Consider the following 12395-nt stretch of genomic DNA (forward strand, 5'->3'; position numbering starts at 1 on the left):
CCTCCGAGGGATTCACGCGCGGCGTGCCAGGTGCACCGCATCCGGCACGCCGCGCGCGACCGCCACCTCCAGGGTGTGCACCTCCGCGAACCCGGCCCTGCGCAACGCCTGTTCGAAGGCGGCGGAGGGCCGGGCGCTCCACACCGCCAGGACGCCGCCGGGGTTGAGCCGGCGATGCGCGGCGGCCAGGCCGGCCGGGCCGTACAGCCCGTCGTTGGCCTCGTCCACCGTCCAGTCCGGGCCGTTGTCGATGTCGAGGCAGAGCGCGTCGTACGCCTCGCCGCCGCCGGCCAGGTGCGCCACCAGGTCGGTGTGCAGCACGCTGACCCGCGGATCGTCCAGGGCCCCGGCGGAGAACGCGCCGAGCGGGCCGGTGCGGTGCCAGTCGATGACGGCCGCCTCCCGCTCCGCCACCGCGATCCGGCCCCAGCGGGGCTCGGCCACCGCGTGCACCAGCGAGAAGCCCACGCCGAGCCCGCCGATCAGCACGGCCGGCCGGGGTGCGGCGAGCGCGTCCAACGCGGCCTGCACCAGCAGCCGTTCGGAGCGGCCGTCCGCGGTGTCCATCAGGAAGCAGCCGTTGGCGATGATCTCCAGGTGCTCGCCGCGGCGGCGGAGCACCACCTCGCCGTACGGGCCCTCCCGCCGGTCGAGGGTGACGGGGGCGGCGTCTTCGCGGACGGGCGGGCGGTTCATCGCTGCGCACCTCGGGGGTCGGACAGGTCGGACGCGACCGACTCTAACCGCTCAGCGGGTCAGCAGGACACCGATATAGGACACCCCGGCGACCACCGCCCAGGAGCCGAGGCCGAGCAGCGCGATCCGGCCGCCGGTGCGCAGCAGGGCGGGCAGGTCGACCGCACTGCCGAGGCCGAACAGGGCTGCGGCGAGCAGGAGTTCACGGCCGTCCTGGGCGAGGTTCAGGGCCGCCTCGGGCAGCAGTCCGGTGGAGCGGACGGCGACGGCGAGCAGGAACCCGGCCACGAACAGCGGCACCGGGGAGGGCCGCCGGGCACCGGCGCTCCCCTTGCCGCCGGGGGCCGTTGCCACGCCGGACGGCCGGGCACGGCGGGCCAGGGCGAGGGCGGTGCCGGCGACCAGCGGGGCGAGCAGCAGCACCCGCATCAGCTTGACGACGACCGCCTCCCGCAGCGCCACCGGCCCGGCGGTCTGCGCGGTCGCGACCACCTGGCCGACGTCGTGGACGCTCGCGCCGACCCAGCGGCCGAAGCCGGGCGCGTCGAGCCCGAGCGGATGGTGGAGCAGCGGCAGGACGGCGATGGCCAGGGTGCCGCAGAGGGTGACCAGGGCGACGGACGCCGCGACGTCCTCCTCGTCGCTGCCCGCGGTCTCGGCGACCGCGCCGATCGCGGAGGCCCCGCAGATCGAGTAGCCGGTGGCGACCAGCAGCGGCTGGTCGCCGGGCAGGCCGAGGCGGCGGCCCAGCCAGACGGTGCCGGCGAAGGTCGCGGCGACCACGGCGAGCACCATGGCGACGGTGGCCCAGCCCAGGCCGAGCAGGTCGTCGAGGCCGAGGGCGAGTCCGAGCAGCACGATGCCGGCGCGCATCAGCCGGCGGCCGGCCAGCGACAGCCCGGGGCGGGCCGGACCGCGGACGATCGGGCGCAGGCCCGGCAGATGGGCGGCCGCGATGCCGAGCACCACGGCGGCGGTCAGTCGCGGGACGGCGGGCACGGCGGCGTGCACCGCCCAGGCGGCGGCCGTGCCGAGGCAGGCGAGGAGCAGGCCGGGGCCGGTGCGGTGGAGCAGCGGCGGTGCGGTGGGCCCGGCCGTGGTGCGCAGGGTGAGGGCCATCAAGCTCACCTTCCGCCGGTGGCCGGGCCGGGCCCGGCGGGCAGGTGGTAGGTGCGGCGGATGCTGGTGGTGAGCCGGGAGATGTCGGCGCCGTAGACGTGGATGGACAGCGCGGTGCTGGGGCCGGGGTTGCGGACGAGGTGGATGTCGCCGGGCGGGGCGAAGGCGGCGACCGAGCCCTGCGGGCTGACGGCGGCCTCGGTGAACTCCAGCCGAGCGACCGGGCCGTCGGGGACGAGCCGGTAGCGCAGTTCGCTCTCCTGGCCGCGGTGGACGCCGGCCACGCACCAGGCCACGTGGTCGTGGATCGGGGTCTGCTGGCCGGGCAGCCAGACCAGGGCGACGACGGAGAAGGAGCCGTCGGCCTCCGCGTGCACCAGGTGCTGCCGGTAGCGGTCGGGGTCGCCGAGGCGCTGCTCGGGGGTGAGCAGGTCGTCGGGGCCGAGGTGCGGGGCGAGGCGGTCGGCGACCAGCTGGGCGGTGGTGTCGGGGTCGAGGCCGCGTCCGACGGCGGCACGGATGTCGGCGATCAGCTGCTGCATCCGCGGGGTGGCCGGGCTGGTGGCGGCGAGCCGGCCGGTGGCGTCGGCAAGGGGGGCGGCGGCCTGGACGGGGACGGCAGTGGGAGCGGTGCGGGCGGCGGCGGGGGCGGCCGTGCCGGCCGGGGTGGCGGCGGGGACGGCGGCGGTTTTCGCGGCGGTGGCCATGGCAGCAGGGTCGGCGCGACGACCCATCACGTCCAACGACAGTCTGTTGAGGGATCGCCAACTCCCGCTTATGGGTCGGCGGCCCCGGGCGGGTCGGTCAGCAGCCGGCCCGGGCGGCGGCGGCGCGGCGGAGTTCGTCCAGCACCAGCGCGGTGGCCGGCATCCGCAGGTGCTCGCGCAGGGCGTAGGCGAGCACCCGGCGGCGGTGGTGCGGCTCGACCAGGCGGCCGGTGACCTTGGCGTGGCACAGGAAGGACAGCACCAGGGCGGGCATCAGCGCGATCCCCACGCCCGCGGCGACGAGGCTCTGCACGGCGAGGTTGTCGTCGGTGGTGAAGACGATGTCCGGGGTCCAGCCCTGCTCCGCGCAGATCTGCAGCAGGTTGGCGCGGCAGCGCGGGCAGCCGGCGATCCAGCGCTCCTCCGCGAGGTCGGCGAGCCGGACGGCGCTCCGGCGGGCCAGCGCGTGGCCGACCGGCAGCAGCACGGTGAGCTGGTCCTCCAGCAGCGGCGTCTCGACCACCTCGGGCGGGACCTCCACCGGCAGGTTTGGGTACTGGAAGGCCAGCGCGATGTCGCACTCACCGCGCAGCAGCCGCTCCACGGAGTCGGGCGGCTCGGCCTCCAGCAGCTCCACCCGGATGCCGGGGTGGTCGGCGAGCAGCCGGGCCATCGTCTCCGGAATGAGGGTCGCGTTGGCGCTCGGGAAGGCGCACACCCTGACCTTCCCGGCGCGCAGCCGGGCGAGTGCGCCGAGCTGCTGCTGGGCGGAGGCGAGACTGTCGAGGATCGTCTCCGCGTGCCGGGCCAGCGCCTCGCCCGCCTCGGTGAGCCGGAGGCCGCGGCCCGCCCGGGTGAACAGCGGCACGCCGACGGAGCGCTCCAGCGCCTTCATCTGCTGGGTGATCGCCGGCTGGGTGTAGCCCAGCGTGCGGGCCGCCGCCGAGTACGAACCGGAGACGACCACCTGGTGGAAGGTCCTGATGTGCCGTGAATCGAACACCGACGAATCATAAGCGGAGGTTGGGTCCCCGGACGACGCACCGTCAGCTCGCGGTCACCGTAAGCGCTCCCTGCACCCCCGGGCGTGTGGGGCCCTCCCCTGGACATCCGGCCGCGGACCGCTCACCGTACGCGTCTCCCACCAGGTGACACCACCCGGGGGCGCGGGGAACTGCGCAACTCGGACGCAGCCCACCTTACGAACCAACGGCAAGCCTGAATCAGCGCCCGCACACCACCCCCGGGCTACGCAGTTCCCCGCGCCCCTGAGGTGATCGCCCTAGCCCTGGGCGTCCGGGGGTAGGCCGGTCACGGCTTCGGCCGGGGCGACCGGTGCCCCGCCGCGCAGCTTCGGGCTGCGGCGGCCGTGCCGTTCGACGGTCCGGGCGAGCCAGGACAGCAGGAGGCAGAGGCCGATGTAGACCGGGGCGACGACCATCACCACCGGGATGAACGGCAGGCCGTAGTCGAGGTTGGTGGCGATCAGCTTGCCCGCGTGCAGGAACTCCTCGTAGGTGATCAGGAAGCCGAGCGAGGTGTCCTTCAGCGCCACCACCAGCTGGCTGATGATGCTGGGCAGCATCGCCCGGTTCGCCTGCGGCACCAGGACGTACGCCATCACCTGGGTCTTGCGCATGCCGAGCGCGTACCCGGCCTCCCGTTGGCCGGCGGGTACGGCGAGCACGCCGGCGCGCAGCACCTCGGCCAGCACCGAGCCGTTGTAGAGGACGAGTCCGGCGACCAGTGCCTGGAGCGGGTCGGCCTTCAGCGCCACGAAGATGAAGAAGATCATCACCAGCAGCGGCATCGCCCGGAAGAACTCGACCACCGCCCCGCTGATCCGCCGCACCGCGGTGTGCTCGGAGAGCCGCCCGGCCGCGAACAGCGCCGCGAACGGCAGTGCGAGCAGCACCGTCCAGCCGAAGGCCTTCAGGGTGTTGGCGAGCCCGCGCAGGAGGAGTTCCTGGATGCCGCGGTACTGGAAGGCCGTCCACTTCTCGGCGGTGAACTGGTGGGTGTCGAAGAGTTCGACGACCAGCCGGCCGAGCAGGGCCGCGAGGGCCAGGGCGGCGAGCAGGCCGTACAGCCGGTGCCGGGCGAGGGCCCGTGGGCCGGGGGCGTCGTAGAGCGCGGAGGCCTCGGTGCTCACCGGCTCACCGCCGCGCGCCGTTCCAGTACGCCGAACAGCGCGCTGATCGCCAGGGTGAGCAGCAGGTAGCCGACCGCGATCCAGACGAAGGCCCAGATCACGCTGTAGCCGAGTTCGTTGACGGTGCGGTAGGTGCCGAGCAGTTCGACGACGCTGAACGAGCCGGCGATCGCGGTGTTCTTCGCCAGGGCGATCATCACGCTGCCGAGCGGGGCGACGACCGCCCGGTACGCCTGCGGCAGCACCACCAGGCCGAGCGTCTGGCCGAACGTCAGGCCCAGGCTGCGGGCGGCCTCCCCCTGCCCGGCCGGCACGGTGTTGATGCCGGAGCGGAACGCCTCGCAGACGAAGGCGGAGGTGTAGCAGCCGAGCGCCAGCACGGCGAAGGTGAAGAACGGCAGCACGACGCCGAACCGCGGCAGGCCGAGGACGACCACGAAGAAGAGCAGGGTCAGCGGGGTGTTGCGCAGCACCGTCACCCAGCCGGTGCCGAAGGCCCGCAGCGGCCGCACCGGCGACACCCGGAAGGCCGCGACCAGCACGCCGGCGGCGAGCGCCAGGGCGGCACTGACCCCGGTGAGCGCCAGGGTGCCGAGGAAGCCGTGCCAGTAGGTGGACCAGTTGTCGATCAGCACTTTCATGCGGGCGTCCCTCCGGGGGGGCAGTGGGGCGGTGGCGGCCGGCCGGTGGCGGGGCGGGCCGCCGGTCAGTAGCGGTCGATCGGGGGCGGGGCGGGGGCGGGCACGCCGGACAGGCCGAGGGTGGCGTCGTAGGCCTTGCGCCAGTCGCCGTTCCCTTCGTGCCGGGCGAGGGCGTCGTCGATCGCACCGCGCAGGACGGTGTCGCCCTTGGGCGTGCCGATCCCGTAGGGCTCCTCGGAGAAGGGCGCGCCGACCACCTTCATCTCGTCGGGCGCCTTGGCCGCGTACCCCTGGAGGATCGCGTTGTCCGTGGTGACGGCGGCGACCTGGGCGGAGATCAGGTTGTCCACGCAGGCCGAGTAGGTGTCGTAGGCGACGAGCTCGGCCTTCGGGTACTCCTTTGCGATCCGCTGGTAGGGGGTGGAGCCGGCCGCGGAGCAGACCTTGCGCCCGGCCAGGTCCTCGGGGCCGTGGATGCTGTGGTCGCCGCGGCGCACCAGCAGGCTCTGCCCGGCGACGAAGTACGGGCCGGCGAAGCCGACCAGCTTCTTGCGCCGGTCGTTGATGGTGTAGGTGCCGACGTAGTAGTCGACCCGGCCGTTCTGCAGGGCGGTCTCGCGGTTGGCGGAGGCCACGGTGCGGAACTCCACGTCCTCCGGGGCGAAGCCGAGGTCCGCGGCGACCATCCGGGCGATCTCGATGTCGAAGCCGGAGTAGGCGCCGGTGGCCGGGTCCTTCTGGCCGAGGTAGGGCTGGTCCTCCTTGGCGCCGACGACCAGGTGGCCGCGGCGGCGGGCGGCGTCCAGGGTCGGCGAGCCCTGCACGTCGGAGGCGTCCCGGACGGGGTAGTGCGGCAGGGCGCCGGGCTGCGGGCCCTTGGGCGGCGGGGTGCCGGGCCTGCCGCAGGCGGCGGTGGCGGCGAGCGGGGCGAGGACGGCGAGCAGGAGGGCGGCGGCCGTGCGGGCGGGTCGCTTCACTCGGCCGCCTCAGTGCTGGAGGATCTTGGCGAGGAAGTCCCGGGCCCGGGCGCTGCGCGGGGCGGCGAAGAACTCCTCCGGCGGGCGGTCCTCCACGATGCGGCCGTCGGCCATGAAGACCACGCGGTCGGCGGAGGCGCGGGCGAAGCCCATCTCGTGGGTGACCACGACCATGGTCATCCCGTCCCGGGCGAGGCCGCGCATGACGTCCAGCACCTCGGTGATCGTCTCCGGGTCGAGGGCGGAGGTCGGCTCGTCGAAGAGCAGCGCCTTCGGGTCCATGGCGAGGGCGCGGGCGATGGCCACCCGCTGCTGCTGGCCGCCGGAGAGCTGCGCCGGGTAGCGGTCGGCGAGTGCGGCGAGGCCGACCCGGTCCAGCAGGTCGAGGCCGCGCCGCTCGGCGTCCGCGCGGGAGCGCCGGCGGACCTTGGTCTGCGCGAGGGTGACGTTGTCCAGCACCGTCCGGTGCGCGAAGAGGTTGAAGGACTGGAAGACCATGCCGACCTCGGCGCGCAGCGCGGCCAGCGCCCGGCCCTCCTGCGGCATCGGACGGCCGTCGATGCTGATCCGGCCGCTCTCCACGGTCTCCAGCCGGTTGATCGCCCGGCAGAGGGTGGACTTGCCGGAGCCGGAGGGGCCGATCACCACCACGACCTCGCCCCGGCCGACGACCAGGTCGATGTCCTGCAGCACGTGGAGCTCGCCGAAGTGCTTGTTCACCCCGGCGAGTTCGATCAGCGGCGGGCGGGCGGTGCTCACCTGGTGCGACGCCCCCTGAGCAACCAGCCGGCCGCGCCGCCGACGAGCACGGTGCCGAGCAGGGCGATCCACAGCGGTGCGGTCACCGTGAACACCCAGAACCGGATCTGCACGTCGTCGAGGTTGGCGAACAGGAACCAGATCGCCAGTACCGCGATCACCCCGCCGGCGATCCATCTGGTGGGCACTCCCGCGATCTCGCCGCGCGGCCCGCCGCCGGACGGGCCGCCCGGGGAACCACCCGAAGTCTTGGTCACACCATCAGTCTGCTCCGTTCCGTACCGGTTTGCCGGTATCGCGCCGCCCGGTACGACCCGGGCGGCGCAATGCCGGTTGCTCCGCGCTCCTCACCGGCCGGGTCGGACGCGCCCACCGGCCGGGTCGGACGTGCTCAGCGGCCGGGTCGGACGTGCTCAGCGCTCGTCCCGCCAGGAGCGCCAGAGCGCCGCGTACGGCCCGCCGGCCGCGACCAGCTCGGAGTGGCTGCCGTACTCGCTGATCCGGCCCTGCTCGACCACCGCGATCACGTCGGCGTCGTGCGCGGTGTGCAGGCGGTGCGCGATGGCGATCACGGTGCGGCCCTCCAGCACCCGGGAGAGCGAGCGCTCCAGGTGGCGGGCGGCCCGCGGGTCGAGCAGCGAGGTCGCCTCGTCCAGCACCAGGGTGTGCGGGTCGGCGAGGACGAGCCGGGCGAGCGCCAGTTGCTGGGCCTGTGCCGGGGTGAGCGCGGTGCCGCCCGAGCCGACCTCGGTGTCCAGGCCCTCGGGCAGCGCGTCGGCCCAGTCCTCGGCGTCGACGGCGGCGAGCGCGGCCCGCAGCTCGGTGTCGTCGGCGCCCGGCCGGGCGAGCCGCAGATTGTCCCGGAGCGTGCCGACGAACACGTGGTGCTCCTGGTTGACCAGGGCGACCTCGGCCCGGACCCGCTCGGCGGGCATCTCCGCCAGGGCGGCGCCGCCGAGGGTGACCCGGCCGCGGCCCGGTGCGTAGATGCCGGCGAGCAGCCGTCCGAGCGTGGACTTGCCGGCGCCGGACGGGCCGACCAGGGCGACCCGGCTGCCCGGTGCGACGTCCAGGCTGATGCCGTGCAGCACGTCGGCGCCCTCGCGGTAGCCGAAGCGGACCTCCTCGGCCCGCACCCGCCGGCCGTCGGGGCTGAGCGTCCCGTCGGTGTCCGGGTCCTCCACCTCGCGGACGCCGACCAGGCGGGCCAGCGACGCCTGCCCGATCTGCAGCTCGTCGTACCAGCGCAGGATGAGGTCGACCGGGTGGACGAGCGCCTGCGCGTAGAGCACGCCGGCGGTGAGCCGGCCGACGTCGATCCAGCCCTGGACGGTGAACACCCCGCCGAGGGTGAGCGTGCCGAGCACGGCGAGCGCGTAGGTCGCGTCGACGGTCGGGAACCAGACCGAGCGCAGCCAGAGCGTGTACCGCTCCCAGGCCACCCACTCGCCGATCTTGCGGTCGGCCAGCCGGACCCGCTGCTCGCCGAGACGCAGCGTCTCGACGGTGCGGCCGGCGTCGACCGTCTCGGCGAGGACGGTGTTGACCGCCGCGTACCCGGCCGACTCGGCGCGGTAGGACTGCGGTGCGCGCCGGAAGTACCAGCGGGAGCTGGCGAGCAGCAGCGGCAGGCCGATCACCGCGGTGGCGGCGAGCAGCGGCGAGGTCAGCACCAGTGCGCCGAGCACGAGCACCACGGAGACCACGGCGACGGCGAGCTCGGGGACGGCCTCGCGGACCGACTTGGCGAGCCGGTCGACGTCGGTGGTGCCGCGGGAGACGAGGTCGCCGGTGCCGGCCCGCTCCAGGACGCCGGGCGGCAGCGCGACCGACCGGACGAGGAAGTCCTCGCGCAGGTCGGCCAGCACCTCCTCGCCGAGGATGCCGCCGCGCAGCCGGGACAGTCCCGTGAACACGGACTGCACGACCAGGGCCGCGAGGTACCAGCCGACGGCGGTGAGGATGCGGTCCTCGGTGGTGCCGGCGGAGAGCGACTCGACGAGCGAGCCGAGCACCCACGGGCCGACCAGGCCGGCCACGGTGGCGACCGAGTGCAGGGCGACGACGGCGGCGAAGCCGCCGCGGTGGCGTCGGGCGAGCAGCCGGACGTAGGCGCGGACGGTGGCCGGGCGGGCCACCGGGAGCATGGTGGCGGGCCCCTGCTCCTGGACGGTGGGGGGCTTCAGGCCTCGGGGGAGCCGCATGCCGCCTCCTTCACGGTCTGGTTCGGTGCGGGGGTGCCGGCGTCCGGCGCGGGACGTGTGGCGGCGGGGCCGGCGGGAGCGGGGCCGGCGGCGTCCTCCTCGCGGGTGACGACGGCCCGGTACCGGGCGTCGTCGGCGAGCAGGGCGCGGTGGGTGCCGGTCGCGGCGACCCGGCCGTCCTGGACGAGGACGACGGCGTCGGCCTGGTCGAGCAGCAGCGGGCTGGTGGCGAAGACCACCGTGGTGCGGCCGTCCCGGACCTTGCGCAGACCGGCCGCGATCCGCGACTCGGTGTGGGCGTCGACGGCGCTGGTGGGCTCGTCCATGACGAGCACCGGCGGGTCGGCGACCAGCGAGCGGGCGAGGGCCAGCCGCTGCCGCTGGCCGCCGGAGAGCGAGCGGCCGCGCTCGGTGATCCGGGCGGCCATCGGGTCGCCGCCGCACTCGGGCGAGCCGTCGACGAGGGCGTCGAGCACGTCCTCGGCGCGGGCGGCGGCCAGTGCCTCGGCGGTGTCCACCCGTCCGGCGCCGGGGACGTCCAGCAGTTCGGCCAGCGTGCCGGAGAGCAGCACCGGCTCCTTGTCGTGGACGAGCACGGCGGCCCGGGCGTCGGCCAGCGGCACGCCGTCCAGCGGGACGCCGCCGAGCCGGACGGAGGGCTGCGGCCGTTCGTCCTCGCCGAGCGGGACGTGTCCGCCGAGCCGGGCGGCGAGCGCGCCGGCGACGTCCGGGTCGCCGCAGACCACGGCGGTGAGCCGGCCGGCCCGGGCGGTCAGGCCGGTGACCGGGTCGTGCAGGTCGCCGCGTTCGGGCCGGACGATGCTCTCCGGGAAGTCGCTGCCGGGGGCGGTGCGGCTGAGCGCGAGGACGCGGGCGGCCCGGCCGGCCGAGACCCGGGCCACCGACCAGGCGTGCGCGGCCTCGCCGAGGATGCGCAGCGGCGCGGCGAGGAAGGCCGTCGCGCCGTAGACGGCGACGAGTTCGCCGATGCCGAGCGCGCCGGTCGCGGCGAGGTGGGCGCCGTACCAGGTGACGCCGACGACGAACAGGCCGGGCAGCAGGACCTGCTGGGCCTGCATCAGGGACCAGGTGCGGGCGGCCCGGACGGCGGCCCGGCGGACCTTCTGCGAGGCGGTGCGGTACCGCTCCAGGAAGAGCTCCTCGCCGCCGATGCCGCGCAGCACGCGCAGGCCGGCGACGGTGTCGGCGGCGAGTTCGGTGGCCTTGCCGCCGAGGGCGCGCTGCTCGGAGTATCTCCGTTCGAACGGGCCGAGCAGCGGCCAGACGGCGGCGGCGAGCACCGGCACGCCGAGCAGGACGGCGGTGCCGAGCAGCGGCTCGCGGACGAGCACGACGAGGCTGACGGCGAGCCAGACCAGCGCGGCGGCGCGGACCCGGGCCATCAGCTCGACGTACCAGCCGATCTTCTCGACGTCGCCGCTGCTGACGGCGACGACCTCGCCGGTGGCGATCCGGCGGGAGAGACCGGCACCTAGGCGGGAGGCCTGGCGGGCGACGAGCTGGCGGACCTGGGCGGCGCAGGTGATCCAGTTCCACACCGCCTGGCGGTGCAGCAGGACGGTGCCGGTGGCCTGGAGGACGGCGAGCAGCACGGCGAGGCCGCCGGCCCGCCAGATGCCGGCGGTGTCCCCGTCGACGGCGGCCTGGATGCCGAGGCCGAGGGCCAGCGGCAGGGCCGCCTGGCAACCCATTTCGAGGACGCCCCAGCAGGTGGCGAGGGCCTGCCCGCGCCGCTGGGCGCGGGAGAGCCAGCGCAGCAGGCCCAGCGGCGAGGAGAGGTCGGGTCTGCCGGGGTCGTCCAGCGGCAGGTGTGCGAGCGGCATGACGCTCCGTTACGGGTGGTACGGGCAGGTCGGGCGCACGGCCCGGGTCGCGGGCACGGCGGAGGGCCCAGCGCTCGGGCGCGACCAGGGCTTCGGGAGGCGGGGTGCGGGCCCGTCGGGGGTGCGGGCGCCGGACACGGTTCAGGACGTCATGGTCACCGAGCGTCCCCGTCGGGGTGTGGCGCACGCAACAGGTTTTCCGGGCGACCCGCGGGATTCCGGCCAGGGCGGCGGTGGGTCTCACCGGATCGAGGGAATATCCGCACACCGGGAATGTTTTCCCCGCCGCTCCCGTTGGCCGCCTTCGGAAGCATCGGACGACCAGGAGGGCACCCCTTCCCGTGAGCACCATCCCCAGCGTCACGCTCAACGACGGCGCGGTGATCCCGCAGCTCGGTTTCGGCGTCTGGCAGGTTCCGGACGCGGAGGCCGCGCCGGCGGTCCGCGCGGCGATCGAGGCGGGCTACCGCTCGATCGACACCGCGGCCGTGTACGAGAACGAGACCGGCACCGGCGTCGCGATAGCCGAGTCGGGCGTGGCCCGCGAGGAGCTGTTCGTCACCACCAAGCTGTGGAACTCGGGCACCGTCGACTGGTCCGGGCAGCAGGGCCGGGACGCCGTGCTCCGCGCGTTCGACGACTCGCTGGCCAAGCTCGGGCTCGACCACGTCGACCTGTACCTGATCCACTGGCCGCGGCCGATGCACGGCTCCTTCGGCAACATCTGGAAGGCCTTCGAGCAGCTGGCGGCGGACGGCCGCGCCAAGTCGATCGGCGTCTCGAACTTCGGTCCGCAGCAGCTGGAGGTGCTGCTGCAGGAGAGCTCGGTCGCCCCGGTGCTCAACCAGGTCGAGCTGCACCCCTACTTCCCGCAGCACGAGCTGCGGGCGTTCCACGCGCGGCACGGCATCGCGACTGAGGCGTGGAGCCCGCTCGGCCAGGGCAAGTCGCTGCTCGACGAGCCGGCTCTGGCGAAGGTGGCCGCCAAGCACGGCCGCACCCCGGCCCAGGTGGTGCTGCGCTGGCACCTGCAGAGCGGCGTCATCGCGATTCCGAAGTCGGTCACCCCGTCGCGGATCAGGGAGAACCTCGACGTGACCGGCTTCGAGCTGGACGCCGAGGACCTCGCGGCGATCGCCTCGATCGACACCGGCCGCCGGATCGGCCCGGACCCGCAGGGCTTCGACTGGAACTGAGCCGGTGCAGGTCAGTACGGCGGTCGGTGTCGATCGAGGCGATCGCCGCGAGGTCCTCGGCGTCCAGCTCGAAGCCGGTCACGTCGAGGTTCTCCCTGAT

Annotated in this window: 12 protein-coding genes; 1 reads left to right on the forward strand and 11 read right to left on the reverse strand. The window is 74.8% G+C overall.

The features are described 5' to 3' along the window. Window positions 1-12: 12 nt before the first annotated feature. From AB0O09_RS31865 to AB0O09_RS31915, 11 genes are all read right to left on the reverse strand, one after another. Window positions 13-696 (reverse strand): spermidine synthase, encoded by a 684-nt coding sequence (locus tag AB0O09_RS31865; RefSeq protein WP_363547780.1) that lies wholly within the window; start codon window positions 694-696, stop codon window positions 13-15. Between the two features lie 51 nt (window positions 697-747). Further along, on the reverse strand, window positions 748-1815 hold the full coding sequence (locus AB0O09_RS31870; RefSeq protein ID WP_363547783.1) for a putative sulfate exporter family transporter: 1068 nt from the start codon (window positions 1813-1815) through the stop codon (window positions 748-750). 5 nt (window positions 1816-1820) lie between these two features. After that, window positions 1821-2357, reverse strand: coding sequence for a cysteine dioxygenase family protein (locus AB0O09_RS31875; RefSeq protein WP_363547817.1), 537 nt, complete (start codon window positions 2355-2357; stop codon window positions 1821-1823). 262 nt (window positions 2358-2619) lie between these two features. After that, a complete protein-coding gene (locus AB0O09_RS31880) occupies window positions 2620-3525 on the reverse strand; it encodes a LysR substrate-binding domain-containing protein (protein ID WP_363547785.1) in 906 nt (301 codons plus the stop codon). Window positions 3526-3804: 279 nt separating this feature from the next. Continuing rightward, window positions 3805-4674: an amino acid ABC transporter permease gene (locus AB0O09_RS31885; RefSeq protein WP_363547788.1), complete on the reverse strand. Its 870-nt coding sequence runs from the start codon at window positions 4672-4674 to the stop codon at window positions 3805-3807. Next, window positions 4671-5315 (reverse strand): amino acid ABC transporter permease, encoded by a 645-nt coding sequence (locus AB0O09_RS31890; protein WP_363547791.1) that lies wholly within the window; start codon window positions 5313-5315, stop codon window positions 4671-4673. Before AB0O09_RS31890 ends, AB0O09_RS31885 begins: the two co-directional genes overlap by 4 nt. Before the next feature lie 65 nt (window positions 5316-5380). Next, on the reverse strand, window positions 5381-6292 hold the full coding sequence (locus AB0O09_RS31895; protein WP_363547794.1) for a glutamate ABC transporter substrate-binding protein: 912 nt from the start codon (window positions 6290-6292) through the stop codon (window positions 5381-5383). Window positions 6293-6301: 9 nt separating this feature from the next. Further along, window positions 6302-7030, reverse strand: coding sequence for an amino acid ABC transporter ATP-binding protein (locus AB0O09_RS31900; RefSeq protein WP_344621888.1), 729 nt, complete (start codon window positions 7028-7030; stop codon window positions 6302-6304). 17 nt (window positions 7031-7047) lie between these two features. After that, window positions 7048-7308 (reverse strand): LapA family protein, encoded by a 261-nt coding sequence (locus tag AB0O09_RS31905; protein WP_363547796.1) that lies wholly within the window; start codon window positions 7306-7308, stop codon window positions 7048-7050. A gap of 156 nt (window positions 7309-7464) precedes the next feature. Further along, window positions 7465-9255, reverse strand: coding sequence for an ABC transporter ATP-binding protein (locus AB0O09_RS31910; protein WP_363547799.1), 1791 nt, complete (start codon window positions 9253-9255; stop codon window positions 7465-7467). Further along, complete coding sequence (locus AB0O09_RS31915) at window positions 9234-11099, reverse strand: ABC transporter ATP-binding protein (RefSeq protein ID WP_363547802.1); 1866 nt, start codon at window positions 11097-11099, stop codon at window positions 9234-9236. The genes AB0O09_RS31910 and AB0O09_RS31915 overlap by 22 nt, the downstream gene beginning before the upstream one ends. A 341-nt stretch (window positions 11100-11440) precedes the next feature. Between AB0O09_RS31915 and AB0O09_RS31920 the strand changes: the two genes are divergently transcribed. Next, window positions 11441-12295 carry an aldo/keto reductase gene (locus tag AB0O09_RS31920; RefSeq protein ID WP_363547805.1) on the forward strand — a complete coding sequence of 285 codons (855 nt, stop codon included), beginning with the start codon at window positions 11441-11443 and terminating at the stop codon, window positions 12293-12295. The last annotated feature ends 100 nt before the right edge of the window (window positions 12296-12395 follow it).

It is taken from the genome of Kitasatospora sp. NPDC093679, from assembly GCF_040683455.1.
Taxonomy (GTDB): domain Bacteria; phylum Actinomycetota; class Actinomycetes; order Streptomycetales; family Streptomycetaceae; genus Kitasatospora; species Kitasatospora arboriphila.